Below are 26498 nucleotides of genomic sequence, written 5' to 3' on the forward strand. Positions count from 1 at the left end.
ACTACATATTTGTCTTAATGCCGGCGTGTAAGACTAACTATCGTTCAAAATTTAGTTGGTAACAACAAATGCCTGATGTGCGCGTTCTACCCTGTACCCTGGCGCTGTTCGGCGCACTGGGTGATCTCGCCCTGCGCAAGCTGCTGCCGGCGCTGTATCAACTGGACCGCGAGGGCCTGCTGCACGGCGACACCCGCATCCTCGCCCTGGCCCGTGACGACGGTGCCAGCGAGGCGCCGCTGGCCACCATCGAAGGCCGCCTGCGCCAGGCGGTGCCGGCGAACGAGTGGGATGACGCCGTGTGGACCCGCTTCCAGGCGCGGCTGACGCACCTGAGCATGGACTTCCTCGACGCCGGCGCCTACAGAACGTTGGTCGAGCGGGTTGGCAACGCGCAGACGCTGGTGGCGTATTTCGCCACGGCGGCCTCGGTGTTCGGCGGCATCTGCGAGAACCTCGCGGCCGTCGGCCTTGCCGAGCGCACCCGGGTGGTGCTGGAAAAACCCATCGGTCATGACCTGGAATCCTCCCGCGTGGTGAACGACGCGGTGGCGCGCTTCTTTCCGGAAAACCGCATCTACCGGATCGACCACTACCTGGGCAAGGAGACGGTGCAGAACCTCATCGCGCTGCGCTTCGCCAACAGCCTGTTCGAGACCCAGTGGAACCAGAACCACATCTCCCATGTGGAGATCAGCGTGGCCGAGAAGGTCGGCATCGAAGGCCGCTGGGGCTACTTCGACAAGGCCGGCCAGTTGCGCGACATGGTGCAGAACCACCTGTTGCAACTACTCTGCCTGATCGCGATGGACCCGCCGGCGGACCTGACCGCCGACAGCATCCGCGACGAGAAGGTGAAGGTGCTGCGCGCGCTGGAGCCCATCGCGCCGGAACAACTGGCCACCCGCGTGGTGCGTGGGCAGTACACCAGCGGTTTCATCGACGGTAAGGCGGTGCCCGGCTATCTCGCCGAGGAAAATGCCAACCCCAACAGCGACGCCGAAACCTTCGTCGCGATGCGCGTGGACATCCGCAACTGGCGCTGGTCCGGCGTGCCGTTCTACCTGCGCACCGGCAAGCGCATGCCGCAGAAGCTGTCGCAGATCGTCATCCACTTCAAGGAGCCGCCGCACTATATCTTCGCCCCGGAGCAGCGTTCGCTGATCAGCAACCGGCTGATCATCCGCCTGCAGCCGGACGAGGGCATTTCCCTGCAGGTGATGACCAAGGACCAGGGCCTGGGCAAGGGCATGCAGCTGCGCACCGGCCCGCTGCAACTGAATTTCTCCGAGACCTTTCACACGGCCCGCACGCCGGATGCCTACGAGCGGCTGTTGCTGGAAGTCATGCAAGGCAATCAGTACCTGTTCGTGCGCAAGGACGAGGTGGAGTTCGCCTGGAAATGGTGCGACCACCTGATCGCCGGCTGGGGCCGCCTGGGCGAGCAGCCCAAGCCGTACCCGGCGGGCAGTTGGGGCCCCCAGGCGGCCGTTGCCCTGATCGCGCGCGACGGGAGGGACTGGTATGGCGATCATTGAACCGAAACTGGCTGAAGGCATGGCCTGGAAGACCTGGAAGAACGCCGCCGAGCAGGCCAGGGGACTGGCCGCCAGCGTGGCCGATGGATTGCGCGCGGCGCTGGCCGCGCGGGGGCGGGCGCTGCTGGTGGTGTCCGGCGGGCGTAGCCCGATCGCCTTCCTCGAAGCGCTGAGCGGCGCCGAGCTGGACTGGTCGAAGGTTTCCGTCAGCCTGGCCGACGAGCGCTGGGTGCCCGAGTCGCACCCGGACAGCAATGCCGGCCTGCTGCGCCGTCACCTGCTCAAGGGGGCGGCGGCCAAGGCGAACTTCATCGGCCTCTACCAGCCGGCGAGCAGCCTGGATGAGGCGGCGGCCAAGGCGGATCGCTACCTCCACGAACTGGCGTTGCCCATCGATGTGCTGGTGCTGGGCATGGGCGACGACGGCCACACGGCATCGCTGTTTCCCGGCAGCGCCAACCTGGCCGATGCGCTCGACCCGGCGAGCACGCGCCGCTGCCTGCCGATGTGGGCGCCGAGCGTGCCCCGTCAGCGCCTGACCCTGACCCGCGCCGTGCTGCAAGGCGCGCGGGTGCAACTGCTGGCCATCCAGGGCGAGGCCAAGCTGGCCACCCTGAGCCAGGCGCTCAGCGACAACGACGACCAGCGCATGCCAATCAATGCGTTCCTGCGTTCGCCTCTTTCGATCCACTGGTGCCCCTGAGGCACGGAGTTACCGCAATGTCTGAACAACACATCCAGCAGATCGATGCCCTGGCGCGGCGCGCGCGGATCCTGCCGGTGATCACCATCGAGCGCGAGGCGGACATCCTGCCGATGGCGGATGCCCTGGCCGCTGGAGGGCTCGCCGTCCTGGAGGTCACGTTGCGGACGTCGCTGGGGCTCATCGCGATTCGCCAGTTGAGCGAACAGCGTCCGGAACTGCTGGTCGGCGCCGGAACGGTGCTCGACCCGGAAACCTTCCGCCAGGCGGAAGAGGCGGGGGCGAGATTCATCGTGACGCCGGGCTGCACCGATGAGCTGCTGCAATACGCCGCCGGCCGCCCGGTGCCGCTGCTGCCGGGGGTGGCCACGGCGTCGGACATCATGGCCGCATACCGCCACGGCCTGCGCCGCTTCAAATTGTTCCCGGCCAAGGTGTGCGGCGGCGTGGAAGCGCTCAAGGCCTTTGCCGGGCCGTTCCCGGACGTGCGTTTCTGCCCCACCGGCGGCGTCGGCCCGGACAATCTGAATGACTACCATCGGCTGCCCAACGTGATGTGCGTGGGTGGTAGCTGGATGCTGCCCAAGGCCGCCATCGACAGCGGCGACTGGGCCACGGTCGAACGCCTGGGCCGCGAGGCGCTGGCTTTGCTGGATACACACTGAGCTGTCCTGATCTGGACGTGCCCGGCCTTGTGCCGGGCTTTTTTATGGGGGCGCGAGCGGCTCTTCGTAGGAGCGAGCTTGCTCGCGAACGGATTTCCCGGCGGCCCTGATGCTCGGGCTGTTCGCGAGCAAGCTCGCTCCTACAGATAACGGATGTATCAGCGCAGCTTGCCGGAGCGGCGGAGCATCGGAGATCAATCCACCCCGACGAACCCACCCGTCTGGTGCCGCCACAGCCGCGCGTACAGCCCGCCATGAGCCAGCAGCTCGGCGTGGCTGCCGCTCTCGACCACGCGGCCATGTTCCAGCACCACCAGGCGGTCCATGCGGGCGATGGTGGACAGGCGGTGGGCGATGGCGATCACCGTCTTGCCCTGCATCAGGGTCTCCAGGCTTTCCTGGATCGCCGCCTCCACTTCCGAGTCCAGCGCCGAGGTGGCCTCGTCGAGGATCAGGATCGGCGCATCCTTGAGCAGCACGCGGGTGATCGCGATGCGCTGGCGCTGGCCGCCGGAGAGCTTTACGCCGCGCTCGCCGACGTGGGCGTCGAGCCCGCTGCGCCCCTCGGCGTCGCTCAGCTGCGGGATGAACTCCGAGGCCCGGGCCTTCTGGATCGCGTCCTGCAACTCCGCTTCGCCGGCATCCGGGCGGCCATAGAGCAGGTTGGAGCGGATCGAGCGGTGCAGCAGCGAGGTATCCTGGGTGACCATGCCGATCTGCGCGCGCAGGCTTTCCTGGGTCACGCCGGCGATGTCCTGGCCGTCGATCAGGATGCGTCCGCCTTCCAGGTCATACAGGCGCAGCAGCAGGTTGACCAGGGTGGACTTGCCGGCGCCGGAGGGGCCGACCAGGCCGATCTTCTCGCCGGGGCGCACCACCAGGTCGAGGTCGTCGATCAGGCCGCCGCCCTTGCCGTAGCTGAAACTCGCCTGCTCGAAACGCACCTCGCCGCGACTCACCGTCAGCGGCCTGGCATCGGGCTTGTCCACCACCTGGCGGGGCAGGGCGATGGTCTGCATGCCGTCCTGCACCTGGCCGACGTTCTCGAAGATGCCGCCGACCACCCACATGATCCAGCCGGACATGTTGACGATGCGGATGACCAGGCCGGTGGCCAGGGCGATGGCGCCCACCGAGATCAGCGACTGGGTCCACAGCCACAGGGCCAGGCCCGTGGTGCCGGCGATCAGCAGGCCGTTGAAGGCGGTGATGGTGACGTCCATCGAGGTCACCACGCGCCCGGCGCTCTGGGCCTTGCGGGTCTGGTCGTCGATGGCGTCGCGGGCGTAGTCCTCTTCCTGGCGCGTGTGGGCGAACAGCTTGAGGGTGGTGATGTTGGTGTAGCCGTCGACGATCCGGCCCATGAGTTTCGAGCGCGAGTCCGAGGCAACCACCGAGCGGTGCTTCACCTGTGGAATGAAGTAACCCAGCGCGCCGACGTAGCCGATCATCCAGAGCAGCAGAGGGATCATCAGTCGCCAATCGGCCTCGGCAAACAGTACCAGGGAGCTGACGATGTAGATGAGTACGTGCCAGATGGCATCGACCGCTTGTACGGCGGAGTCGCGCAGCGAGTTGCCGGTCTGCATGATGCGCTGGGCGATGCGTCCGGCGAAGTCGTTCTGGAAGAAGCCCAGGCTTTGCTTGAGTACGTAGCGGTGATTCTGCCAGCGGATCAGGTTGGTCATGCTGGGGTTGATGCTCTGGTGCACCAGCATGTCGTGCAGGCCGAAGAACACCGGGCGCAGGATCAGCGCCACCACGGCCATCCAGATCAGCTCGCGGCCGTGCTGGGTGAAGAAGTCGGCGGGGGCGGTGCCCTGGGCGAGGTCGACGATGCGCCCGAGGTAGCTGAACAGCGCGACTTCGATCAGCGCGGCGATCAGGCCGACGATGAGCAGGGCGAGGAACACCGGCCAGACCTGGCGCAGGTAGTAGACGTAGAAGCGGATGACGTCGGTGGGCGGCATGCGCTCGGGGACGTCGCGGAAGGGGTCGATCAGACGTTCGAAACGACGGTAAAGCATGATTCTTCTCGGATTGGTAGCGGGTCCATCCTGGACCCGCTGAACAGGGCCTCCGTCAGGCGTATGCGCGAGGCATCACAGGCGCTTGGCGGAGAGGATGACCACCGGGGTGGTCGGTACGTCCTGGAACATGCCGCGATTGCCGGTCTTGACGCCGGCGATCTGGTCGACCACGCCCATGCCGCGTACGACCTTGCCGAACACGGCGTAGCCGAAGTCGCGGGAGCCGTGGTTGAGGAAGTCGTTGCCGGTCAGGTTGATGAAGAACTGGCTGGTGGCGGAGTTCACGTCGCTGGTGCGGGCCATGGCCAGGGTGCCGCGCTCGTTGAGCAGGCCGTTGTCAGCCTCGTTCTTGATCGGCGCCTGGGTGTCCTTCTGGTTCATGTTCTCGGTGAAGCCGCCGCCCTGGATCATGAAGTTGGGGATCACGCGGTGGAAGATGGTGCCGTTGTAGAAGCCACTGTCGACATAGGCGAGGTAGTTCTTCACCGAGATCGGCGCCTTGTCGGCGTACAGCTCGATTTCGATTTCCCCCTGGCTGGTGGACAGCAGCACGTGCGGCTTGTTGGCGTCGGCGGCGAATGCCGAACCGGCCAGGACGAGGGAGCAGGCGGCGAGCAGGAAGCGTTTGAACAGGGTCATTTGGCGGATGTTTCCTGAAGGTTCTAGGGATGGTCGACCTGCTCGAGGAAGTCGAGCAGGGTGGTGTTGAAGCGTTCCGGTTGATCCAGCGGCGTGGCGTGGCGCGAGTCCTCGATCACTACCAGGCGGGCGTTGGGCAAGTGCCCGACGTAGGCCTGCTTGAGCGAGACCGGGGTGTAGTCGCGGTCGGCGCTGATCACCAGCGTGGGACAGGTTATGCGCGCCAGGCGTTCCTGCACACCCCAGCCGATGATGGCGTGCAGGCTGGAAAGGTAAGCGCGTTTGTCGTTCTGCGGCCAGCGCTGCTGGATCTTGCGGCGCAAGTCGGCCTGTTCGGGCTTGGGAAAGAGCAGCTTGCCCAGGGCCTTGCCCACGGTGTCCAGGCCCAGCACATGGGCGAGGAACAGGCGGCGCGCCACTTCCAGGTACTCGCGCGGAGTGCGGGGTTTGACCTCCGGCGCACTGTTGACGATGGTCAGGCTGTTCAGCCGCTCCGGCCAGCGGGTGGCCAGTTCGAAGCCGATCATGCCGCCCATGCTGATGCCCACCAGGTGCACGCGGCCCAGGTGCAGGTGGTCGAGCAGGGCGATAACGTCCTCGGCGAAGGCGGCGATGCTGTAGCGCTCGCGCGGCTTGTCCGACTGGCCGTGGCCGCGCACGTCGAGGGCGATCACCCGGTGGCGCTTTTCCAGTTCCGGCACCTGGTATTCCCAGTCGCGGGTGCTGGAGCCAAGGCCGTGCACCAGCAGTACCGGGGTACCGAATCCGCTTTCCTCGTAATGCAGGCGGTGGCCGGTGTGGTCGAAGAAGGGCATGGCGGGCTCCTTGGGCGAGTCCGGCTTCAGGCCGGGCTCTCGGGGGCGGCGAAGTGCGCGTCCAGCGGGACGCTGGCGAAGGTGGTCAGCAGCTCGACGAGAATCTGCGTGGCCGGGCCCAGCGGCTTTTCCTTGTTCGGGTAGAGATAGAAGCGGCTCTCGCGTACGCCGCCCTGGGTCAGTGGCAGCGGCTTGAGCAGGCCGTCGCGCAGTTCGCGCTCGACCATGTGTCGCGGCAGCCAGGCGAAGCCCAGGCCGTTGCTGACGAAGGTGGCGGCGGTGGCCAGGCTGCCCACCGTCCAGCGCTGCTCGGCGCCCAGCCAGCCGACATCGCGGGGCTGCAGGCGACCGGAGTCGCGGATCACCACCTGCATCTGGGCTTCCAGGTCCTGGTGGGTGAGTTCCCGTTGCAGGCGGTGCAGCGGATGGTCGGGGTGGGCGACGGCGACGAAGTCCACCACGCTCAGGTCGGCGCCCAGGTGGCCGGCGATGTGCAGGCCGCTGATGGCCAGGTCGGCGTGGCCCTGCACCAGGGCTTCCTCCACGCCGGAAAGCACTTCCTCGCGCAGCAGCACCCGGCAGCCACGGCTTTGCGGCATGAAGGCGGAGAGGGCGCGCACCAGGCGCACTGTGGGGTAGGCGGCATCCACCACCAGGCGGACTTCCGGTTCCCAGCCCTGTTCCATATGGTGGGCCAGCTCTTCCAGTTGCCCGGCGGACTTCACCAGTTGCCGGGAGCGCCGCAGTAGCACCTCCCCGGCCTCGGTGAGCACGGCCTTGCGCCCGTCGATGCGCAGCAGCGGCACGCCGAGCTGTTCCTGCATCCGCGCCACGGTATAGCTGATCGACGACTGCGAACGGTGCATGGCTTCCGCCGCCTGGGCGAAGCCGCCGTGATCGACCACGGCCTGCAGGGTTCTCCACTGATCCAGGGTAACGCGGGGCGCTTTCATCCTCGCTTCCTCTTGTCTAATCTGGCGGTCCGAAGAAGACCTGCAAGAGACCGCCATGAAAAAAATCTGCTGTGCCGTACTGGCTTTGTTGCCGCTGACCGCCCTGGCTTATCCCATCGAGGTGCAGAAGAGCCTCAACGGCACCGAGGTCGATTACGAGACCCAGGACATCGGTGACCAGATGGGAGCCATCCTCCTGCGCAACAACGGCCAGCAGTCGGTGACCTGTACCGCGGTGTTCGTCAATGGCCCGGAAACGCCCCATGTGCGCAAGGCCACCCTGGAGCCGGGCAAGCAGGCCAACATGACCTCCAGCTTCAGCCGTGCGGTGATCAAGCTGCGCATCAAACTCACCTGCAGGCCGGCCTAACGGCGCTTCGATGTTCGCTCAAGACTAGAAGCAGTCTGCTTGAAAATCAATTTATTCGATAATTAGTAGCGATTATTTCCGCTTTTTTATCGACTTATCCATCTTTAGGATTCACTCCATCGCCCAGTTATGACCGATGGAGGTCGAATCCATGTCCCGCGTTCTGGTTATCGAAAGCAGCGCCCGTCAGCAAGGTTCCGTATCCCGTCAGCTGACCCGCGATTTCATCGCCCAATGGCAGGCCGCCCACCCGGCGGATGACATCCAGGTTCGCGACCTCGCCGCCGAGCAGGTCCCGCACCTGGACGCCGATCTGCTGGGCGGCTGGATGAAGCCTGAACAGGAACAGTCCGAAACCGAGCGCGCGGCGTTGCAGCGTTCCAATCTGCTGACCGCCGAACTGCAGGCCGCCGACGTGCTGGTGCTGGCCGCGCCGATGTACAACTTCGCCATCCCCAGCACCCTGAAATCCTGGCTGGACCACGTGCTGCGCGCCGGCGTCACCTTCAAGTACACCGAGACCGGCCCGCAGGGGCTGCTGACCGGCAAGCGCGCCTTCGTGCTGACCAGCCGCGGCGGCGTCTACGCCGGTGGCGTGCTGGACCACCAGGAGCCCTACCTGCGCCAGGCGCTGGGCTTCGTCGGTATCCACGATGTCATCTTCATCCATGCCGAAGGCCTGAACATGGGGGCCGAGTTCGCCGAGAAGGGCCTTTCCAGGGCCAAGGCCCAGCTCGCCGCCGTCGCCTGATCCGTTTTTTCCTTGCGCACCCTTTCGCTCCTGGGTGCGGCCGTGGCCGACCTCCATCCCCCGGAGGCCGGCCATTTTTTTATTCCTGGCACCGGTCCGGTGGGGGAGTAATCACATCCTCCCCCTTCGGGCTGTTCAAAGCATGATCAGCATGCTAAAAGAACCTAGAGCTGATCTAGCCGCTTGAAAAAGAAGGGAAAACCATGACCAAGTCGGAGTTGATCGAGAGAATCGTCACCCATCAGGGGCAGCTTTCCGCAAAGGATGTGGAGCTGGCGATCAAGACCATGCTTGAGCAAATGTCCCAGGCTCTGGCCACTGGGGATCGCATCGAAATCCGGGGTTTCGGTAGCTTCTCGCTGCATTACCGTGCGCCGCGCACTGGCCGCAATCCGAAAACCGGCGAATCCGTGCGCCTGGACGGCAAGTTCGTCCCGCACTTCAAGCCCGGCAAGGAGCTGCGCGACCGCGTCAACGAGCCCGAGTGATCCCGGGGTATCCGTTTTGAAGGAGTTTCCATGCTTCGGGTAAAGCGTTTCCTGTTCATCCTGGCGTTCGTCGTGCTGGCCGCCGTGGTTGTGGTTTTCGCCCTGGAAAACCTCCAGCCCGTGCAGTTGACCTTCCTCGGCTGGCAGTCGCCGCAATGGCCACTGGTGCTGTTCGTTTCCCTGGCTTTCATCCTCGGTGGGCTGATCGGCCTGCTGTTGAGCGTTCCCGTCCGCGCCCGGGCGCGCGTCCGCATGGCCGGCATGCGCTCCGAAATCACCCGCTTCCGCAAGGAGAACGACGCGCTGCGTGACAAGTCGCTGACGGACCATGCCTAGCGTACTGGCGACACTGTTCTTCTTCTGCGCCCTGGCCATCGGCTGGTGGATGGGGCGGCGTTCGCGTCCTGGATCCGCTGCCGGCGAAGGCAAGGACCTGCGTTCGCGCATCCACGGCATGCACAATCTGCTGGAGCGCCACTCCGACGATGCGCTGGAAAGCCTGTCCCAGGGGCTGCTGCTCAGCCCGGAGACGCTGGAAAGCCATCTGCACGTCGGCAACCTGTTCCGCCGTCGCGGTGACATCGAAAAGGCCATTCATATTCACCAGGATCTCTTGGGGCGCACGGGGGAGGACGCATCGCTGGCCTCCCAGGTTCGCCTCGAGCTGGCGCGTGACTTCATTGCCGGCGGCCTGCTCGGCAGCGCCGAGGAGTTGCTGGATGAGCTGATCCATCTGCAGGGCGAGCCGATTTCGCTGGAGGCGCTGGATGAGCAGCGCCTGATCTGCGAGCGGGAAAAGGGTTGGTCGCGGGCGATCGAGCTGGCCGCCCAGCTGGTGCCGAGCCGCCCCGAGCTGAGCGCGGCGCTGGCCAACTATTATTGCGAGCTGGCCCAGGACAAGGGCCGGAGCGGTGACCGCAGCGCCATGCAGGAGCTTCTGCGCGAAGCTCGCCGGGTGGATCGCCATTGCGTGCGTGCGCTGTTGATGCGGCTGGACTGTGAGCTCTGGCGCCAGGACCATCCCGCGGCCGTTGCCACGATGACTGAGCTGGCGCGGGACGCCAAGGCTTTCGTTGGGGAGATCGTGCCGCTGTTGCGGCGTTACGATTGCCTGGGCGTGCCGCTGGTGCGCAAGTTTCTCCGTGACCTGGCGGAGTCCGAAGAGGTGCCGCCGCTGATCCTGGCTGTCCTGGCCGAAACCGAGGATGACGGCGCCTCGACGCATTGGCGTGACAGTCTGCTGCGGCGCGTCGAACAGCGTCCCTCCTGGCAGGGAATCGGCGAATTTCTGGACGGAGTCGAGAAAGCTGTCGACAACCCATCCGCCGTTGAAAAAATTGCTCCAATTATCATCGGCCTGTATAGGACAATGCCGCGCTATCGCTGTAGCCGCTGTGGCTTCGCCGGGCGGGAGCTGCACTGGCAGTGTCCGAGCTGCCATGCCTGGAATGCGCTGCGGCCGGTCATCTCGCTTCTCTAGGGCGACTCTCTGAATGACGCCGTGGGTGTCAGTTTCTACAGGTGCCGGATTGAACGTTTTACTGACGGGCGCGACAGGTTTTGTCGGTGGAGGCGTGCTGCTGCGCTTGTGCGCGGAGCCGGGCGTGCGGGTGCGCATCGCCGTGCGGCGGCCGCCGGACGAGGTGCCAGCCGGCGTCGAGTGCGCAGATATCGAAGGGCTGAGTGCCACCCAGTGCTGGGACGAGGCCCTGCGGGGTATCGACGTGGTCATCCATGCGGCGGCGCGTGTGCCTGTCATCGGCGAGCGCGCCAGCGATCCGCTGGCCGCGTTCCGTGCGGTGAACGTCGATGCGACTCGCCACCTGGCTCGGCAGGCCGCTGCTGTGGGCGTGAAGCGATTCGTTTACGTCAGTTCCATCAAGGTCAATGGCGAGGAAACCGAGCCGGGGCAGCCGTACCGTGCCGATTACGCCGCGCGCCCGCAGGATCCCTATGGCCAGTCCAAGCTCGAGGCGGAGCAGGCGCTGTTCGCCATTGCCGGCGAGACCGGGCTTGAAGTGGTCGTGGTGCGCTCGCCGCTGGTCTACGGGCCGGGCGTCAAGGCCAATTTCGCCAGTCTGATGGGGGCGTTGCAGCGGCGGTTGCCACTGCCTTTCGCAGCCATCGACAATCGCCGCAGTCTGGTTGCGCGGGACAACCTGGTCGATCTGCTGTTGCTGTGCGCGCGTCACCCCGAGGCGGCTGGCCGGGTGTTCCTGGTCAGCGATGGGCAGGATCTGTCCACGACGCAACTGTGCCGCGAGTTGAGCGAAGCACTGGGTGTGCGCCCGCGGCTGCTGCCGGTGCCGGCCCTGGCCCTGCGCGCGCTGGGGGTGCTTACCGGGCGCGGTCAGCAGGTGCAGCGCCTGCTGGGTTCGCTGCAGGTGGACATCTCCGCCACCCGCCGGATTCTGGATTGGCAGCCGCCGGTGCCGGTGAAGCAGGCCATCCGGGAAACCGCAGAATGGTACAGGGAGTGCCGAGGCCAATGAGCATGGGTGTATTGCTGGCGGCGGTTTTCCTGGTGTCCTGGGGCATGACCTGGGGCGTACGGCGCTATGCGCTGGCACGGAGCATCATGGACATCCCCAATGCGCGTAGCTCGCACCGGATTCCGACGCCCCGGGGCGGTGGTGTCGCCATCGTGGCGGGGTTCCTCGGCTGCCTGGCGCTGGCGGCTGTCCTGGGTGTGGTGGAGGTTCGCAGCCTGGTGGCCCTGCTGCCGGCCGGCGCCTGGGTGGCGGCCATAGGCTTCCTGGACGATCATCGGCATATTCCGGCGCGCTGGCGCCTGCTCGGGCATTTCCTCGGGGCGGGGTGGCTGCTGTACTGGGTGGGCGGGTTGCCGGTGCTGTCCGTGCCCTGGGGCATGCTCGACCTGGGGCTTCCGGGTGATCTGCTAGCCTTGGTATTTCTTGTCTGGTTGCTCAACCTGTACAACTTCATGGATGGCATCGATGGCATCGCCAGCCTGGAAGCCATCGGTGTCTGCCTGGCGGGCGCGCTCTGTTACGGCTTGGCCGGCGCGGGCTCGAATGCGTGGCTCCCATTGATCCTGGCCACGGCGACCGCGGGATTTCTGGTATGGAACTTTCCGCCGGCGCGTATTTTCATGGGGGATGCCGGCAGCGGCTTTCTCGGGGTCGTATTGGGAGGCATGGCGCTCCAGGCGGGATGGGTATCGTCGTCGCTGCTCTGGAGCTGGCTGATCCTGCTGGGGGTATTCGTCGTGGATGCGAGCTACACCTTGCTCCATCGCCTGATTCGCGGCGAGCGGGTCTACGAGGCGCATCGCAGCCATGCCTACCAGCGGGCCTCACGGCAATATGGCAGCCACTTGCGGGTTTCCCTGGCAATTACAGGCATCAACCTGTGCTGGTTGATGCCGCTGGCGATTCTGGTCAGTCTGGGGTGGGTTTCCGGTTTGCCGGTACTGATTGTGGCCTATGCTCCTCTGGTGCTTGTGGTAGCTCGTCTGGGTGCAGGTCGTCCGGATGATCAGGACGTGAGCTGAACTCCATTGGAAATGGTGGTCAATGTAGCGGGGAAGAACGGGTTATCTCCGCTCTCGATGAAGGACAAGCACAAATGCTTCGAGAACGCTTGCTAAGGCTTCCGCGACGCTACAAGCGCCTCTTGCAGGTCGCCACTGACATCATGCTGGTGTGGTTTTCGCTCTGGATGGCATTCATCGTGCGTCTGGGGACGGAAGACCTGCTTTATCCGATGCGCGTGCACGGCTGGCTGTTCGTCGCTGCGCCACTGGTGGCGACTCCGCTGTTCATCCGTTTCGGCATGTACCGCGCGGTGATGCGTTATCTGGGCAACGACGCGCTGATCGCCATCTGGAAGGCGGTTACACTGTCCGCCCTGCTGCTGTCGCTGGTGGTGTACTGGAACCGTTCGGTGATCGAGGCGGTTCCGCGTTCCCTGGTGCTGAATTACTGGTGGCTGAGCCTACTGATGATGGGTGGCCTGCGTCTGGCCATGCGCCAGTATTTCATGGGCGACTGGTACGGCGTTGTGCAGGCGGTCCCGTTCTTCAACAAGCAGGACGGCCTGCCAAAGGTCGCCGTGTACGGCGCCGGCTCGGCGGGTAACCAGCTGGTCGCCGCTTTGCGTCTGGGGCGGGCCATGCGGCCCGTGGCCTTCATCGATGACGACGATGAGATCGCCAACCGCGTCATCGCTGGCTTGCGTGTCTACAAGCCCAAGCATATCCAACAGTTGATCGAGGAGACCGGCGCTCAGGAAGTGCTGCTGGCGATTCCGTCCGCCTCGCGTGCGCGCCGCCGCGAGATCCTGGGGTTGCTGGAACCCTATCCACTGCATGTGCGCAGCGTTCCCGGCTTCATCGACCTGGCCAATGGCCGGGTACGGGTGGACGACATCCAGGAGGTGGACATCGCCGACCTGCTCGGGCGGGATGCGGTTGAGCCGCGTAGGGAGCTGTTCGAGCACTGTATCCGTGGTCAGGCGGTGATGGTAACGGGGGCGGGTGGTTCCATCGGCTCGGAGCTCTGTCGCCAGATACTGGCTTCTGCGCCGACGGTGCTCGTCCTGTTCGAGCACAGCGAGTACAACCTTTATCGCGTGCACCAGGAACTGGAAATGCGCGTCAAGCGCGAGTCCCTGGCGGTCCAGTTGGTACCGATCCTGGGCTCCGTGCGCAGTCCCGAGTGGTTGCTCGACGTCATGCGGACCTGGAAGGTGTCCACCCTCTACCATGCCGCTGCCTACAAGCATGTGCCGATCGTCGAGCACAACATTTCCGAAGGCGTGCTCAACAATGTGCTCGGAACGCTCCATACGGCGCAGGTGGCGGTGCAGGCCGGAGTCCAGCATTTCGTGCTGATCTCCACCGACAAGGCGGTGCGCCCGACCAATGTCATGGGCAGTACCAAACGTCTGGCGGAGATGATCCTGCAGGCCCTGAGCCAGGAGTCGGCACCGGTGCTGTTCGGCGACAAATCCGGCGTGCATCAGGTCAACAAGACCCGTTTCACGATGGTGCGCTTCGGCAATGTGCTGGGGTCGTCCGGTTCGGTGATTCCGCTGTTCCGCGAGCAGATCAAGCGCGGCGGGCCGGTGACGGTCACCCATCCCGGCATCACCCGTTACTTCATGACGATTCCCGAAGCCGCCCAGCTGGTGATTCAGGCGGGCTCGATGGGGCGTGGCGGCGACGTGTTCGTGCTCGACATGGGGCAGCCGGTGAAGATTCTCGAACTGGCCGAACGGATGATCCACCTGTCCGGCCTGAGCGTGCGCTCTGAGCGGACGCCCCACGGCGATATTTCCATCGAGTTCAGCGGGCTGCGGCCGGGCGAGAAGCTCTACGAGGAGTTGCTGATCGGCGATAACGTCAGCGCCACCGAGCACCCCATGATCATGAAGGCCAGCGAAGAGCTGATGCCCTGGGAGGGCTTCAAGCTGGTGCTGGTCGATCTGCTCAAGGCGGTCGACCAGGGCAACTATGCGCGCGTGCGGCAGTTGCTGCGCGAAACGGTCAATGGCTATTGCCCGGAAGGCGAAATCGTCGACCTTATCCATCAGCAGCGGCGCAGCATGGAGCCCTGAAAATGGGCTCCTAGCAGAGGATTGGAGAACCGCATCTGCGAACGCTGTCAGCCTTTTCTGCGCAATCTATCGGCGGTGGCGGAAACTGCCGCCGACTCTTTAAACCGGCGTTTTCACGGACATTCCTGGCGATATGTTTTCCGGGCGGCGCAATGGCGCCGCCTCGAAACCTGATACATCAAGGAATGATTCATGAAGAAGAGCCTGCTTTCCGTTGCGAGCCTGATTCTGCTGGCCAGTCTTTCTTTCGTGGGTGTCGCTGGCGCGGCAACCAAGGCAGAACCTGTCGCCGCGCCTGCGGCCGAATCCTCCGCTCCCGCCAACAGGGCGCCGGTCGCGCAAGCCGACACGGTGAACATCAACTCCGCGACCGTGGATGAGCTGCTGAAGTCGCTGAAAGGCATTGGCAAGGTCAAGGCCCAGGCGATCATCGATTACCGTACGACCAACGGCCCGTTCACCAGCGTCGATCAACTGCTGGAAGTGAAGGGGATCGGCAAAGGGATCCTGGAGAAGAATCGAGACAGGATTTTGCTCTGAGGAGCCGAGGTAGAAAGAAGGCCGGTCGCTGACCGGCTTTTTTAGGGGCTTTGCCGCGACCTGGACTCGACGGCGCTAGCCGAACGCGCTTCAGCGCGGCCCCGAAGGGGGAATCACCTGGGACGTAGTCCCTGGAGAGAGTCCAGCGGCACAAAGAAAAAGCCCCCGGCATGTGCCGAGGGCTTTGAATTTGGCTCCGCGACCTGGACTCGAACCAGGGACCCAATGATTAACAGTCATTTGCTCTACCGACTGAGCTATCGCGGAACAACGGGACGTATCTTACTGATTAAAAAGGGGAAGTCAACATCGCCCCGATGACTTCCCCTTAATTTTTTACAGCACCTGGACGATGGCGCGGGTCACGGTGTCCAGGTTGCCGTTGTTCAGTGCGGCGACGCAGATGCGGCCGGTGCCGACGGCGTAGATACCGAACTCGTTCTTCAGGCGCTCGACCTGCTCGGCGGTCAGGCCGGAGTAGGAGAACATGCCGCGCTGCTGGGCCACGAAGCCGAAGTCACGCTTGGCGCCCAGGGTGGCCAGTTGCTGGACCATCGCTTCGCGCATGGTGCGGATACGGCTGCGCATTTCGCCCAGTTCGTCTTCCCACAGGGTGCGCAGTTCCGGGCTGTTCAGCACGGCGGCGACGACGCTGGCGCCGTGGGTCGGCGGGTTGGAATAGTTGGTGCGGATCACGCGCTTGACCTGGGACAGCACGCGGGCCGACTCCTCGCGGCTGTTGGTCACGACCGACAGCGCACCAACGCGCTCTCCGTACAGCGAGAACGACTTGGAGAAGGAGCTGGACACGAAGAAGTTCAGGCCGGACTGGGCGAACAGGCGCACGGCGGAAGCGTCTTCGTCGATGCCGTCGCCGAAGCCCTGGTAGGCGATGTCGAGGAAGGGCACGTGGCCCTTGGCCTTGAGCACGTCCAGGACCTGCTTCCAGTCGTCCAGGGTCAGGTCGACGCCGGTCGGGTTGTGGCAGCAGGCGTGCAGCACCACGATGGACTGCGAGGGCAGGGCGTTGAGGTCTTCCAGCAGGCCGGCGCGGTTCACGCCGTGGGTGGCGGCGTCGTAGTAGCGGTAGTTCTGTACCGGGAAGCCGGCGGCTTCGAACAGGGCGCGGTGGTTTTCCCAGCTCGGGTCGCTGATGGCGACGGTGGCGTTGGGCAGCAGGCGCTTGAGGAAGTCGGCGCCGGTCTTCAGCGCGCCGGTGCCACCGACGGCCTGGGTGGTCACCACGCGGCCTTCGGCCAGTAGCTCGGAATCAGCGCCGAACAGCAGCTTCTGTACGCCCGAGTCGTAGGCGGCGATGCCTTCGATCGGCAGGTAGCCGCGCGGGGCATGGGCCTCGATGCGGGCTTTCTCCGCGGCCTGCACGGCGCGCAGCAACGGGAGACGGCCTTCCTCGTTGTAGTAAACGCCTACGCCCAGGTTGATCTTGCCCGGACGGGTATCGGCGTTGAAAGCTTCGTTCAGGCCCAGGATGGGGTCGCGGGGGGCCATTTCGACAGCAGAGAACAGACTCATTTTGGCAGCAGCTCTAAGGCGGGAGTGAAGTGCAATTACAACCCCCCGCTCACGGCGCTGGGGGTTGCGTCGACGGGCCGGTATTATATAGGCCTCTATGGCAGGCCGCGAGTTGTCGCGCATGCTTTTCGACTGGTATGACGCTTTGGCGACCGAAGCGTCACACGCCAATGCGAGGTTCCCATGTCGTTATTCCAGCTGGATTCGCGCTTCAAGCCCGCCGGCGATCAGCCCGAAGCCATCCGACAGATGGTGGAAGGGCTGGAAGCGGGCCTGTCGCACCAGACGCTGCTGGGGGTGACCGGCTCCGGCAAGACCTTCAGCATCGCCAACGTCATTGCCCAGGTACAGCGCCCGACCATGATCCTGGCGCCGAACAAGACCCTGGCCGCGCAGCTCTATGGCGAGTTCAAGACCTTCTTCCCGAACAACGCGGTGGAGTACTTCGTCTCCTACTACGACTACTACCAGCCCGAAGCCTACGTGCCGTCCTCCGATACCTATATCGAGAAGGATTCCTCGATCAACGACCACATCGAGCAGATGCGGCTGTCGGCGACCAAGGCGCTGCTGGAGCGCGAGGACGCCATCATCGTCTGCACCGTGTCGTCGATCTACGGTCTGGGCGACCCGGCGTCCTACCTGAAAATGGTCCTGCACCTGGACCGTGGCGACAAGATGGACCAGCGCGAGCTGTTGCGCCGCCTGACCAGCCTGCAGTACACCCGCAACGACATGGACTTCGCCCGCGCCACCTTCCGCGTGCGTGGCGATGTGATCGACATCTTCCCGGCGGAATCGGACCTGGAAGCCATCCGCGTCGAGCTGTTCGACGACGAGGTGGAGAACATCGCCGCCTTCGACCCGCTGACCGGCGAGGTGATCACCAAGCTGCCGCGCTTCACCTTCTACCCCAAGAGCCACTACGTGACTCCACGGGAAACGCTGCTGGAAGCTGTCGAGCACATCAAGGCCGAGCTCAAGCAGCGCCTGGACTACCTGCGCACCAACAACAAGCTGGTGGAGGCCCAGCGCCTGGAGCAGCGCACCCGCTTCGACCTGGAGATGATCCTCGAACTGGGCTACTGCAACGGCATCGAGAACTACTCCCGCTACCTCTCCGGGCGCGGTCCCGGCGAGCCGCCGCCGACCCTCTACGACTACTTGCCGGCCAACTCCCTGCTGGTGATCGACGAATCCCACGTCAGCGTTCCCCAGGTCGGCGCCATGTACAAGGGCGACCGTTCGCGCAAGGAAACCCTGGTGGAATACGGCTTCCGCCTGCCCTCGGCGCTGGACAACCGGCCGCTGCGTTTCGAGGAGTGGGAAGCGATCAGCCCGCAGACCATCTTCGTCTCGGCGACCCCCGGCCCCTATGAAGAGCAGCATGCCGGCCGGGTGATCGAGCAGGTGGTGCGCCCCACCGGTCTGGTCGACCCGGAAGTGGAAATCCGCCCGGCGACCACCCAGGTGGACGACCTGCTTTCGGAGATCCGCCTGCGCGTGGCCGAGGACCAGCGCGTGCTGGTCACCACCCTGACCAAGCGCATGGCCGAGGACCTCACCGACTACCTGGGCGACCACGACGTGCGGGTGCGCTACCTGCACTCGGACATCGATACCGTGGAACGGGTGGAGATCATCCGCGACCTGCGCGCCGGCGCCTTCGACGTGCTGGTGGGGATCAACCTGCTGCGCGAGGGCCTGGACATGCCCGAGGTGGCGCTGGTGGCGATCCTCGATGCGGACAAGGAAGGCTTCCTGCGTTCCGAGCGCTCGCTGATCCAGACCATCGGCCGCGCCGCACGGAACCTGCACGGCAAGGCGATCCTCTACGCCGACAACATCACCGGCTCGATGCAGCGGGCGATCAACGAGACCGAGCGCCGCCGCATCAAGCAGCTGGAGTTCAACGCCAAGCATGGCATCGTGCCCAAGGGTGTGAAGAAGGACATCAAGGATATCCTCGAAGGCGCCGTGGTGCCGGGAGCCAGGGGCAAGCGTCGCAGCCTGGCGAAGGTCGCGGAAGAAAGTGGCCGCTACGAGAACGAGTTGCGTACGCCGGACGAGATCGCCAAGCGCATCAAGCAGATGGAAGAACGCATGTACCAGTTGGCCCGCGACCTGGAGTTCGAGGCCGCCGCCGGGGTGCGCGACGAGATCGGCAAGCTGCGCGACCGGATGGTGTCGATGGGCTGACAGGGGAGGACAGTCGAGGCGTGGATAGCTTTTCGTAGGAGCGAGCTTGCTCGCGAACCGCACAGCACCGTCATGCTTCGGCGTGAAGCGGGGGTCGCGAGCAAGCTCGCTCCTACAAGGGGGCTTGGCGCAGGATGGTCAGTGCGCCCCGGCCGCCGCGTCGGCACCGACGCCGGCCGGCAGCGGACGAGTCAGCAGCACCGCCACCATGCTCACCGCCAGCACGATGCCGATGGCATGGAAGGCATCGTTGTAGGCCATGATCGCCGCCTGCTGGTGGACGATCTCGCTGATCTTGCCCAGTGCCGCCTGCTGGCTGCCCAGTTGCGACGCCAGTTGCGCCAGGCGCTCGTCCACCGCACCGTTCACCGGCACCACCGCTTCGCGCAGGTAGTCGTAGTAGACCTTGGCGCGGCTATCGAGCAGGGTCGCCAGCAGGGCGATGCCGATGGCGCCGCCGAGGTTGCGCAGGATGTTGAACAGGCTGGATGCGGAGCCGGCGTCCTGCGGTTGCAGGTAGATCGTGGCGATCAGCGAGATGGTGACCATCACCATCGGCTGGCCGAGGGCGCGCAACAGCTGGATCTGGTTGAACTGCGGGCCGGCGAAGTCCGGGTTGAGCGCGCCGGAGAAGAAGCTCGCCATGCCGAACAGGCCGAAGCCCAGGGCACAGAGCAGGCGCGGTTCGATGATCTTCATCAGCTTGGGAATCAGCGGGATGATGAATAGCTGCGGCACGCCCATCCACATGATCACTTCGCCGATCTGCATGGCGTTGTAGCCCTGGATCTGCGCGAGATACAGCGGCAATACGTAGATCGAACCGTACAGCCCCATGCCCAGGCCGATGCTGGAGATGCTCGACAGGCCGAAGTTGCGGTTGCGCAGGATGCCCAGGTTGATCAGAGGGTTGGGCCGCGAGGTCTGCAGGATCACGAAGAGGATCAGGCTGACCAGCGCGATGCTGCCCAGGCTGACGATCAGGTTGGATTCCAGCCAGTCCTTGCGATGGCCTTCCTCCAGGAACACCTGCAGGCAGCCCAGGCCGACGGCCATCGTCACGATGCCGGCGTAGTCGGTGCTCTTCAGCAACTCCCAGTGCGGGGGCTTCTTCTCCAGGCCGTAGAGCAGTCCGGCGATCATCAGCAGGCCCGGCGGGATGTTGATGTAGAAGATGTATTCCCAGCCGAAATTCTCGGTCAGCCAGCCGCCCAGGGTCGGTCCGATGGACGGCGCGAAGGTGGCGGTGATGGCGAACAGCGCCATGCCCTTGGCGCGGTGATGTTCCGGCAGCTTGATCAGCGCCAGGGTGAAGGCCAGCGGGATCAGCGCGCCACCGGTGAAGCCCTGCATGGCGCGGAACACGATCATGCTCTCCAGGTTCCAGGCGAAGGAGCAGAGCAGGGAGGAGAACAGGAAGCCGGTGGAGATCATCCAGGCCAGCCGCCGCGCCGAGAGCAGCTGCACCAGCCAGGCGGTGAGCGGGATCATGATGATTTCCGCCACCAGGTAGGAGGTGGAAATCCACGAACCTTCCTCCAGGGTGGCGGCCAGTGCGCCCTGGATGTCTTTCAGCGAGGAGTTGGTGATCTGGATGTCGAGCACCGCCATGAACGCGCCGAGCATGACGCTGAAGACGGCGATCCAGTCGCGGCGGGTCGGCTCCCCGACCGGCCGCACCAGGGCGTCAGCGGACACGCAGCTCGACCTCGGCCTCGACGGACATGCCCGGGCGGATCAGGCCCTTGAGCGGGTTGTCGTCGGCGAAGGTGATTTTCACCGGGATGCGCTGCACCACCTTGGTGAAGTTGCCGGTGGCGTTGTCCGGCGGCAGCAGGCTGAACTGGGCGCCGGAGGCGGCGAACAGGCTCTGCACTTCGCCGTCGATGGGGGTGTCGGGGAAAGAGTCGAACACCAGCTTGACGGTCTGTCCCGGACGCATGCGGCCAATCTGGGTTTCCTTGAAGTTGGCCTGGATCCAGATGCCATCGTCCGGCACCAGCGACAGCAACTGGGTGCCGACCTGCACGTACTGGCCGATGCGGGCGTTGCGCTGGCCAACCAGGCCGCTCACCGGGGCGCGGATTTCAGTGCGGGCCAGGTTGAGTTCGGCCTGGGCGATATCGGCGCGGGCGCTCTCGATCTGCGCTTGCAGGCGCTGGATGTCGGTACCCAGGGTGTCGCGCTGGATGCGCTGGGCCTGCAGGTCGGCCTGGGCCTTGGCGACCTGGGAGCGGGCGACGCGAGAGTCGGCGGTCAGGGTAGTGACGCGTTCTTCCGAGACATAGCCTGGCCCCCGCAGCGCCTGGGCGCGGCCAAGGTCGACTTCGGCGCGCCCCAGCGTCGCCTGGCTGGCGTTCACGTCGGCCAGGCTGGCGGCGATGTTGCTCGATTGGCCTTTGAGCTTGCTGTGCGCCTGTTGCAACTCCGCCTCGCGAGTAGCCAGGGTGGCCTTGGCGCGATCCAGGGCGAGCTTGAAATCGTCGGCTTCGAGCTTCACCAGCAGTTGGCCTTTCTCCACGTGCTGGTTGTCCTGCACCAGCACCTCATCGATGCGGGCGCCGAGCTGGCTGGCAATACGGGTGATCTCGCCCTGCACGTAGGCGTTATCGGTTTCCTCGACGAAGCGACCGATGAAGTACCAGCGCGCCAGGAAGGCGAGGGCGACCACCACGAGGATGACGAAAAACACGGTCAGGCGACGTTGCAGTTGGGCAGGCATAGGTAAACGAGCGTTTGGTTGGCGAAAAATGTTTGCCAATGTAACAGTGTTCCGTGGCGGCACGTAGCCGCTACACTTCGGAAACTTTGTTGCTTATAGGGAACAATCATGGGGCTGGATGATGCGCTGATCTTCACCCGCGTCGTGGAACTGCACAGTTTTACCCAGGCCGCGCAGAGCCTGGGCATGCAGAAGTCCACCGTGAGCCGGCGTATCGTCCTGCTCGAAGAGCGCCTTGGCGTGCGGCTGCTCAACCGCACCACTCGCAAGCTGCGCCTGACCGAAGTGGGACAGGCGTATTACGACCGCTGCCGGCAGATCATGCACGACTTCGCCGAGGCCGAGCAGGCGGTGATGCAGTTGCAGCAGGCGCCGTCGGGGCTGCTGCGGATCACCGCGCCCATCGAGTTCGGGCAGATGTACCTGGCCAAGGTGCTGGGGGGCTTCATGGGGTTGTATCCACAGATCACCGCCGAAGTCGAACTGACCTCGCGCAGCGTCGATCCGCTGGAGGAAGGCGTGGACATCGTGATCATGGTCGGCCAGCCGGAAGACTCCACGCTGATCGCGCGGCGCATGCTGCTCACCAATCGTTGCCTGTGCGCGAGCCCCGAGTACCTGAGACTGCACGGCCATCCGCAACAGGTCGAGGAACTGGTTGGCCATCGCGCCGTGCTGTTGCAGTCCGACTCCCAGCGCTACTGGCCGCTGCGTGGCGAGACGATTCCCTGCCATCGCGTGCTGTCGTGCAACAACATCACTTTCGCCCGCGAGGCGGTGCTGGCCGGTGCCGGGATCGCCTCGCTGCCGGAGCTGATCGTCGACCAGCAACTGGGCAGCGGAAGCCTGGTGCGCGTATTGCCACAGGTGCAACTGCCGGTCGGCGAGCTTTATGCGGTCTATCCGTCGCGGCGCTTCCAGGCGATGAAGGTGAAGGCCTTTCTCGACTTCCTGATCAACAACCTGCCGCTCGATGCGGAGCGTTGGCTGGAGCCGGGGGCGGCCCGCCTGATAACATCGCGTCCATGAGCGCGTGTCCCGGCCCGCGCTGTCCTCACCGATTCACATGAGAGCCTTCATGACCACTGTCCGCACCCGTATCGCGCCGTCCCCTACCGGCGACCCGCACGTCGGCACCGCGTATATCGCGCTGTTCAACCTCTGCTTCGCCCGTCAGCACGGCGGCCAGTTCATCCTGCGTATCGAGGATACCGACCAGCTGCGCTCGACTCGCGAATCGGAACAGCAGATCTTCGACGCGCTGCGCTGGCTGGGCATCGAGTGGGACGAGGGCCCGGACGTCGGTGGTCCGCACGGTCCGTACCGGCAGAGCGAACGCGGCGCCATCTATAAGCAGTACAGCGACGAGCTGGTGGAAAAAGGCCACGCCTTCCCCTGCTTCTGCTCCTCCGAACGCCTCGACGCGCTGCGTGCCGAACAGCAGGCACGCAAGGAAACCCCGCGCTACGATGGCCACTGCATGCACCTGCCCAGGGATGAGTCGGCCAAGCGCATCGCCGCCGGCGAATCCCACGTGGTACGCATGAAGGTGCCGACCGAGGGTGTCTGCGTGGTGCCGGACATGCTCCGCGGCGACGTGGAAATCCCGTGGGACCGCATGGACATGCAGGTGCTGATGAAGGCCGACGGCCTGCCCACCTACTTCCTCGCCAACGTGGTCGACGACCACCTGATGGGCATCACCCACGTCCTGCGCGGCGAAGAGTGGCTGCCCTCGGCGCCCAAGCTGATCAAGCTGTACGAGTACTTCGGCTGGGAACAGCCGGTGCTCTGCTACATGCCGCTGCTGCGCAACCCGGACAAGAGCAAGCTGTCCAAGCGCAAGAACCCCACCTCCATCACCTTCTACGAGCGCATGGGCCTGCTGCCCCAGGCGCTGTTGAACTACCTCGGCCGCATGGGCTGGTCCATGCCCGACGAGCGCGAGAAGTTCAGCCTGGCGGAGATGATCGAGCACTTCGACCTGTCCCGCGTGTCGCTGGGCGGCCCGATCTTCGACATCGAGAAGCTCTCCTGGCTGAACGGCCAGTGGATTCGCGAGCTGTCGGTGGAGGACTTCGCCAAGGAAGTGCAGAAGTGGGCGCTCAACCCTGAGTATCTGATGAAGATCGCCCCGCACGTACAGGGCCGGGTGGAGAACTTCAGTCAGATCGCTCCGCTGGCCGGTTTCTTCTTCAGCGGCGGCGTGCAACTGGACGCCAAGCTGTTCGAGCACAAGAAGCTCGACGCCACCCAGGTTCGCCAGGTGCTGCAACTGGTGCTGTGGAAGCTCGAAGCGCTGCGCCAGTGGGAAAAGGACCGCATCACCGCGACCATCCAGGCCGTGGCCGAGCACCTGGGCCTCAAGCTGCGTGACGTGATGCCGCTGATGTTCCCGGCCATCACCGGCCAGGCCAGCTCGGTGTCGGTACTCGACGCGATGGAAATCCTCGGTGCCGATCTGTCGCGCTACCGTCTGCGCCAGGCCCTGGAGTTGCTGGGTGGTGCATCGAAGAAAGAAGCCAAGGAGTGGGAGAAGATTCGCGACGCCATCGGCGCCTAATATCTTTCCTACACTGGAGAAGGCCGGTCGCCGTCAGGTGCCCGGCCTTTTTCATACCTGCGCAGCCCATTTGGCGCGGCCGGAGGAGGGCGCGCGGCCCGCTCGTTCCGCCGGCCGGAAATCGGGACGGTCACATAAGTGATTGTTCTTTGGGAGAAAAAAATTAGAAATCTGAAAAAATCTTGTTGACAGGGTTTCGTCTCGCCCCTAAGATGCGCCCCGTTCCAGCGACGAACTGAATGACAGAGCGAAGCGGAACGGTAGATCCAGCGGTACTTTGGGGCTATAGCTCAGCTGGGAGAGCGCTTGCATGGCATGCAAGAGGTCGACGGTTCGATCCCGTCTAGCTCCACCAATTTCTTATGGACAGAGAGTCCAGTAAGTTTCGTCGATCCGGGCGGAGCTGAAATCGAAGGTTTTGCGTCCCCTTCGTCTAGTGGCCTAGGACACCGCCCTTTCACGGCGGTAACAGGGGTTCGAGTCCCCTAGGGGACGCCACTATCCAGCGACGGTGCGTTCGCGTCGTCAGCCAGAGTGATCTGGGGCTATAGCTCAGCTGGGAGAGCGCTTGCATGGCATGCAAGAGGTCGACGGTTCGATCCCGTCTAGCTCCACCAATTTCCCATTCGGGATGAAGCCAGAATCCACCATAGGGTGGGTTTCTTCGAAGGATATGTCCCCTTCGTCTAGTGGCCTAGGACACCGCCCTTTCACGGCGGTAACAGGGGTTCGAGTCCCCTAGGGGACGCCATTTTTACCGCTCTGCGGTGCCTATAGGGCCACTCAGTTTTCGAGTGGCCCTTTTGTTTTTCTACCTTCCGAAAATCGTTCTCCCGACCAGTGGTCGCACTTTTGGCTTGCCGATTTTTATTATGGTAATAATATTTCACCCATAATATTTATCCGAGTGAGAAGCCAGACATGAGCGACAAGAAGGCCCAGACCCGCGAACGCATCCTTTCCGCCGCCACCCATGCGCTGCTCAAGCGCGGCCCGGTCGACCCCAGCGTCGGCGAGGTGATGGCGGCGGCGGGGATGACCGTGGGGGGGTTCTATGCGCACTTCGAGAGCAAGGATGCGCTGATGCTCGAGGCTTTCCGCCAATTGCTGAGCAAGCGCCGGGTCGGCCTGAAGACGTTCGACCCGCAACTGAGCTTCGCCGAGCGTCGCGCCCTGGCGGCGCAGTTCTACCTGTCGCGCAAGCACCGCGACACCGAGGACGAAGGCTGTCCTATCCCCAGTTCCCTGAGCGAAGTGGCGCACCTGCCGGAAGGCTTTCGCGCCGCCCTGGAGGAGCATGTGGAACTGATGGTGGCGAGCCTTGCCGGGCGCCCGGAGGAAATCGACGCGGTGCTCAGCGATATGGCCCTGATGATTGGCGGACTGGCGTTGGCCCGTGCCCTGGGCAAGGGCGACCTGTCCGATCGTGTCCTGCGTGCCGCGAAAAAAGCGGTGATCTGAGGAGGTACGGAAAATGAGCAGTCTGAACTGGGTTCGAGGAATCAACGCCACCCTGGGCCGCGTTGCGCCGCAATGGGCGGCGGGGCGCATGCGTCAGCTGTTCATGACGCCCCATGAGTTGCCGCCGCGCGACTGGGAGCTGCCGCTGCTGGCCAGTTCCGAGCGCATCACCCTGCGCTTCGGTCTCTCCGCGCTGCGTTGGGGCGAGGGGCCGGCGGTGCTGCTGATGCACGGTTGGGCGGGGCGTCCGACGCAGTTCGCCGCGCTGATCGAGAAGCTGGTCGGCGCCGGCTACGGGGTGATTGCCCTCGACGGTCCGGCCCACGGCCGCTCGCCGGGCAGCGAGGCGGATGTCGTGCTGTTCGCCCGTGCCCTGTTGGAGGCGGCCGGCGAGCTGCCGCCCCTGCGCGCGGTGATCGGCCATTCCCTGGGCGGTGCCAGTGCGCTGTTGGCGACCCAGATGGGGCTGCGCACCGAGACCCTGGTGACCATCGCCGCGCCGAGCAAGGTCCTCACCGTGCTGCGTGGTTTCGCTCGCTATGTCGGCCTGCCGCCGGAGGCGCGTGCGAGCTTCATTCGCCAGGTCGAGCGGCAGGCGGGCATTCCGGCCAGGCAGTTGGACGTGGCGCGCTACGAGTTGGGCATGCCGGGGCTGGTGGTTCATGCCGAGGATGATCGTCAGGTACGGGTGGCGGAGTCCGTCGCCATCCACGAGTCCTGGCCAGGCAGCCGGTTGCTGCGGCTGCCGAGCGGCGGGCACCATCGCGTGCTGGCCGAGATCGCGCTGTCGGAGGCGGTGCTGGAGTTGCTGGAAGGCGTCGATGAGCCACTCGCGCTGGCGTTGGCATCCTGAGTCATCCGGCGGTGCGATGACGGCGGCCGTGAGCCGCCGTTTTCGTTGGGGGATGGCCCGGTGCGGGTCGTCAGGCCTGGCGGCGTGGCGTAGAC

General features: G+C 64.7%; 24 protein-coding genes and 5 tRNA genes. 21 read left to right on the top strand and 8 right to left on the bottom strand.

Annotation, left to right across the window (positions count from 1 at the left end):
* Nucleotides 1-68: 68 nt before the first annotated feature.
* The 3 genes from zwf to ACYCAX_RS11290 are packed head-to-tail and all read left to right on the top strand — an operon-like array spanning nt 69 to nt 2906.
* Entirely contained in the window at nt 69-1538 is a 1470-nt protein-coding gene (zwf, locus tag ACYCAX_RS11280; RefSeq protein WP_015478100.1) for a glucose-6-phosphate dehydrogenase, read from the top strand.
* Entirely contained in the window at nt 1525-2241 is a 717-nt protein-coding gene (gene pgl, locus ACYCAX_RS11285) for a 6-phosphogluconolactonase (protein WP_460248013.1), read from the top strand. Before zwf ends, pgl begins: the two co-directional genes overlap by 14 nt.
* Nucleotides 2242-2258: 17 nt before the next feature.
* Nucleotides 2259-2906 carry a bifunctional 4-hydroxy-2-oxoglutarate aldolase/2-dehydro-3-deoxy-phosphogluconate aldolase gene (locus ACYCAX_RS11290; protein ID WP_460248014.1) on the top strand — a complete coding sequence of 216 codons (648 nt, stop codon included), beginning with the start codon at nt 2259-2261 and terminating at the stop codon, nt 2904-2906.
* Nucleotides 2907-3100: 194 nt separating this feature from the next.
* Here ACYCAX_RS11290 and ACYCAX_RS11295 read toward each other — a convergent pair whose 3' ends face one another.
* The 4 genes from ACYCAX_RS11295 to ACYCAX_RS11310 all read right to left on the bottom strand — a co-directional run bounded on the left by ACYCAX_RS11295 (nt 3101) and on the right by ACYCAX_RS11310 (nt 7343).
* Complete coding sequence (locus ACYCAX_RS11295) at nt 3101-4933, bottom strand: ABC transporter ATP-binding protein (protein ID WP_460248015.1); 1833 nt, start codon at nt 4931-4933, stop codon at nt 3101-3103.
* A 75-nt stretch (nt 4934-5008) separates the two neighbouring features.
* On the bottom strand, nt 5009-5569 hold the full coding sequence (locus ACYCAX_RS11300) for a peptidylprolyl isomerase (protein ID WP_041712654.1): 561 nt from the start codon (nt 5567-5569) through the stop codon (nt 5009-5011).
* Nucleotides 5570-5598: 29 nt separating this feature from the next.
* Nucleotides 5599-6390, bottom strand: a complete 792-nt coding sequence (locus tag ACYCAX_RS11305) for an alpha/beta fold hydrolase (RefSeq protein ID WP_460248016.1) — start codon at nt 6388-6390, stop codon at nt 5599-5601.
* 26 nt (nt 6391-6416) lie between these two features.
* The gene (locus ACYCAX_RS11310; RefSeq protein WP_015478094.1) at nt 6417-7343 is read right to left on the bottom strand and encodes a LysR family transcriptional regulator; all 927 of its coding nucleotides are present in this window, start codon (nt 7341-7343) and stop codon (nt 6417-6419) included.
* A gap of 55 nt (nt 7344-7398) precedes the next feature.
* Here ACYCAX_RS11310 and ACYCAX_RS11315 point away from each other — a divergent pair, with 55 nt between their 5' ends.
* The 9 genes from ACYCAX_RS11315 (at nt 7399) to ACYCAX_RS11355 (ending at nt 15072) form a co-directional block, all read left to right on the top strand.
* Nucleotides 7399-7713, top strand: coding sequence for a hypothetical protein (locus ACYCAX_RS11315; RefSeq protein WP_015478093.1), 315 nt, complete (start codon nt 7399-7401; stop codon nt 7711-7713).
* A 151-nt stretch (nt 7714-7864) separates the two neighbouring features.
* Nucleotides 7865-8464 carry an FMN-dependent NADH-azoreductase gene (locus ACYCAX_RS11320; protein ID WP_294973984.1) on the top strand — a complete coding sequence of 200 codons (600 nt, stop codon included), beginning with the start codon at nt 7865-7867 and terminating at the stop codon, nt 8462-8464.
* 203 nt (nt 8465-8667) lie between these two features.
* Entirely contained in the window at nt 8668-8952 is a 285-nt protein-coding gene (gene ihfB / locus ACYCAX_RS11325) for an integration host factor subunit beta (protein ID WP_015478091.1), read from the top strand.
* A gap of 30 nt (nt 8953-8982) precedes the next feature.
* Nucleotides 8983-9288, top strand: a complete 306-nt coding sequence (locus ACYCAX_RS11330; RefSeq protein WP_015478090.1) for a lipopolysaccharide assembly protein LapA domain-containing protein — start codon at nt 8983-8985, stop codon at nt 9286-9288.
* A 118-nt stretch (nt 9289-9406) separates the two neighbouring features.
* Nucleotides 9407-10432, top strand: coding sequence for a tetratricopeptide repeat protein (locus tag ACYCAX_RS11335; RefSeq protein ID WP_460248017.1), 1026 nt, complete (start codon nt 9407-9409; stop codon nt 10430-10432).
* 49 nt (nt 10433-10481) lie between these two features.
* Complete coding sequence (locus ACYCAX_RS11340; protein ID WP_460248018.1) at nt 10482-11444, top strand: UDP-glucose 4-epimerase family protein; 963 nt, start codon at nt 10482-10484, stop codon at nt 11442-11444.
* Nucleotides 11441-12466 carry an MraY family glycosyltransferase gene (locus ACYCAX_RS11345; protein ID WP_015478087.1) on the top strand — a complete coding sequence of 342 codons (1026 nt, stop codon included), beginning with the start codon at nt 11441-11443 and terminating at the stop codon, nt 12464-12466. Before ACYCAX_RS11340 ends, ACYCAX_RS11345 begins: the two co-directional genes overlap by 4 nt.
* 74 nt (nt 12467-12540) lie before the next feature.
* Nucleotides 12541-14532 carry a polysaccharide biosynthesis protein gene (locus ACYCAX_RS11350; RefSeq protein WP_294973974.1) on the top strand — a complete coding sequence of 664 codons (1992 nt, stop codon included), beginning with the start codon at nt 12541-12543 and terminating at the stop codon, nt 14530-14532.
* A gap of 192 nt (nt 14533-14724) precedes the next feature.
* Nucleotides 14725-15072 carry a ComEA family DNA-binding protein gene (locus ACYCAX_RS11355; RefSeq protein WP_015478085.1) on the top strand — a complete coding sequence of 116 codons (348 nt, stop codon included), beginning with the start codon at nt 14725-14727 and terminating at the stop codon, nt 15070-15072.
* Nucleotides 15073-15263: 191 nt separating this feature from the next.
* Here ACYCAX_RS11355 and ACYCAX_RS11360 read toward each other — a convergent pair.
* A tRNA-Asn gene (locus tag ACYCAX_RS11360) sits at nt 15264-15339 on the bottom strand.
* 69 nt (nt 15340-15408) lie between these two features.
* Nucleotides 15409-16605 (bottom strand): amino acid aminotransferase, encoded by a 1197-nt coding sequence (locus tag ACYCAX_RS11365; protein ID WP_460248019.1) that lies wholly within the window; start codon nt 16603-16605, stop codon nt 15409-15411.
* 183 nt (nt 16606-16788) lie between these two features.
* Here ACYCAX_RS11365 and uvrB point away from each other — a divergent pair, with 183 nt between their 5' ends.
* Nucleotides 16789-18804, top strand: a complete 2016-nt coding sequence (gene uvrB / locus ACYCAX_RS11370) for an excinuclease ABC subunit UvrB (protein WP_015478083.1) — start codon at nt 16789-16791, stop codon at nt 18802-18804.
* Nucleotides 18805-18942: 138 nt separating this feature from the next.
* On the opposite strand, the gene ACYCAX_RS11375 is transcribed toward uvrB, so the two are convergent.
* Nucleotides 18943-20502, bottom strand: a complete 1560-nt coding sequence (locus tag ACYCAX_RS11375; protein ID WP_015478082.1) for an MDR family MFS transporter — start codon at nt 20500-20502, stop codon at nt 18943-18945.
* Complete coding sequence (locus ACYCAX_RS11380; RefSeq protein WP_015478081.1) at nt 20492-21526, bottom strand: HlyD family secretion protein; 1035 nt, start codon at nt 21524-21526, stop codon at nt 20492-20494. The genes ACYCAX_RS11375 and ACYCAX_RS11380 overlap by 11 nt, the downstream gene beginning before the upstream one ends.
* A gap of 108 nt (nt 21527-21634) precedes the next feature.
* Between ACYCAX_RS11380 and ACYCAX_RS11385 the strand changes: the two genes are divergently transcribed.
* The 8 genes from ACYCAX_RS11385 (at nt 21635) to ACYCAX_RS11420 (ending at nt 26403) form a co-directional block, all read left to right on the top strand.
* Nucleotides 21635-22555 (top strand): LysR family transcriptional regulator, encoded by a 921-nt coding sequence (locus tag ACYCAX_RS11385; RefSeq protein ID WP_015478080.1) that lies wholly within the window; start codon nt 21635-21637, stop codon nt 22553-22555.
* A 49-nt stretch (nt 22556-22604) separates the two neighbouring features.
* Entirely contained in the window at nt 22605-24089 is a 1485-nt protein-coding gene (gene gltX / locus ACYCAX_RS11390) for a glutamate--tRNA ligase (protein WP_460248020.1), read from the top strand.
* A 279-nt stretch (nt 24090-24368) separates the two neighbouring features.
* Nucleotides 24369-24444: transfer RNA gene (locus ACYCAX_RS11395), tRNA-Ala, on the top strand.
* A gap of 67 nt (nt 24445-24511) precedes the next feature.
* Nucleotides 24512-24587, top strand: a tRNA-Glu gene (locus ACYCAX_RS11400).
* 43 nt (nt 24588-24630) lie between these two features.
* Nucleotides 24631-24706: transfer RNA gene (locus ACYCAX_RS11405), tRNA-Ala, on the top strand.
* Between the two features lie 58 nt (nt 24707-24764).
* Nucleotides 24765-24840, top strand: a tRNA-Glu gene (locus ACYCAX_RS11410).
* 170 nt (nt 24841-25010) lie between these two features.
* The gene (locus tag ACYCAX_RS11415; RefSeq protein WP_015478078.1) at nt 25011-25550 is read left to right on the top strand and encodes a TetR/AcrR family transcriptional regulator; all 540 of its coding nucleotides are present in this window, start codon (nt 25011-25013) and stop codon (nt 25548-25550) included.
* Between the two features lie 13 nt (nt 25551-25563).
* Nucleotides 25564-26403, top strand: a complete 840-nt coding sequence (locus ACYCAX_RS11420) for an alpha/beta fold hydrolase (RefSeq protein ID WP_460248021.1) — start codon at nt 25564-25566, stop codon at nt 26401-26403.
* The last annotated feature ends 95 nt before the right edge of the window (nt 26404-26498 follow it).

Source organism: Pseudomonas sp. MT3 (genome assembly GCF_054720805.1).

What these genes read in the sequence shown, in the direction of transcription:
- zwf (WP_015478100.1), top strand. Translation starts at nt 69, where the DNA reads ATGCCTGATGTGCGCGTTCTACCCTGTACCCTGGCGCTGTTCGGCGCA.
- pgl (WP_460248013.1), top strand. Translation starts at nt 1,525, where the DNA reads ATGGCGATCATTGAACCGAAACTGGCTGAAGGCATGGCCTGGAAGACC.
- ACYCAX_RS11290 (WP_460248014.1), top strand. Translation starts at nt 2,259, where the DNA reads ATGTCTGAACAACACATCCAGCAGATCGATGCCCTGGCGCGGCGCGCG.
- ACYCAX_RS11295 (WP_460248015.1), bottom strand. Translation starts at nt 4,933, where the DNA reads ATGCTTTACCGTCGTTTCGAACGTCTGATCGACCCCTTCCGCGACGTC.
- ACYCAX_RS11305 (WP_460248016.1), bottom strand. Translation starts at nt 6,390, where the DNA reads ATGCCCTTCTTCGACCACACCGGCCACCGCCTGCATTACGAGGAAAGC.
- ACYCAX_RS11310 (WP_015478094.1), bottom strand. Translation starts at nt 7,343, where the DNA reads ATGAAAGCGCCCCGCGTTACCCTGGATCAGTGGAGAACCCTGCAGGCC.
- ACYCAX_RS11315 (WP_015478093.1), top strand. Translation starts at nt 7,399, where the DNA reads ATGAAAAAAATCTGCTGTGCCGTACTGGCTTTGTTGCCGCTGACCGCC.
- ACYCAX_RS11320 (WP_294973984.1), top strand. Translation starts at nt 7,865, where the DNA reads ATGTCCCGCGTTCTGGTTATCGAAAGCAGCGCCCGTCAGCAAGGTTCC.
- ihfB (WP_015478091.1), top strand. Translation starts at nt 8,668, where the DNA reads ATGACCAAGTCGGAGTTGATCGAGAGAATCGTCACCCATCAGGGGCAG.
- ACYCAX_RS11330 (WP_015478090.1), top strand. Translation starts at nt 8,983, where the DNA reads ATGCTTCGGGTAAAGCGTTTCCTGTTCATCCTGGCGTTCGTCGTGCTG.
- ACYCAX_RS11335 (WP_460248017.1), top strand. Translation starts at nt 9,407, where the DNA reads ATGCACAATCTGCTGGAGCGCCACTCCGACGATGCGCTGGAAAGCCTG.
- ACYCAX_RS11345 (WP_015478087.1), top strand. Translation starts at nt 11,441, where the DNA reads ATGAGCATGGGTGTATTGCTGGCGGCGGTTTTCCTGGTGTCCTGGGGC.
- ACYCAX_RS11350 (WP_294973974.1), top strand. Translation starts at nt 12,541, where the DNA reads ATGCTTCGAGAACGCTTGCTAAGGCTTCCGCGACGCTACAAGCGCCTC.
- ACYCAX_RS11355 (WP_015478085.1), top strand. Translation starts at nt 14,725, where the DNA reads ATGAAGAAGAGCCTGCTTTCCGTTGCGAGCCTGATTCTGCTGGCCAGT.
- ACYCAX_RS11365 (WP_460248019.1), bottom strand. Translation starts at nt 16,605, where the DNA reads ATGAGTCTGTTCTCTGCTGTCGAAATGGCCCCCCGCGACCCCATCCTG.
- uvrB (WP_015478083.1), top strand. Translation starts at nt 16,789, where the DNA reads ATGTCGTTATTCCAGCTGGATTCGCGCTTCAAGCCCGCCGGCGATCAG.
- ACYCAX_RS11380 (WP_015478081.1), bottom strand. Translation starts at nt 21,526, where the DNA reads ATGCCTGCCCAACTGCAACGTCGCCTGACCGTGTTTTTCGTCATCCTC.
- ACYCAX_RS11385 (WP_015478080.1), top strand. Translation starts at nt 21,635, where the DNA reads ATGGGGCTGGATGATGCGCTGATCTTCACCCGCGTCGTGGAACTGCAC.
- gltX (WP_460248020.1), top strand. Translation starts at nt 22,605, where the DNA reads ATGACCACTGTCCGCACCCGTATCGCGCCGTCCCCTACCGGCGACCCG.
- ACYCAX_RS11415 (WP_015478078.1), top strand. Translation starts at nt 25,011, where the DNA reads ATGAGCGACAAGAAGGCCCAGACCCGCGAACGCATCCTTTCCGCCGCC.
- ACYCAX_RS11420 (WP_460248021.1), top strand. Translation starts at nt 25,564, where the DNA reads ATGAGCAGTCTGAACTGGGTTCGAGGAATCAACGCCACCCTGGGCCGC.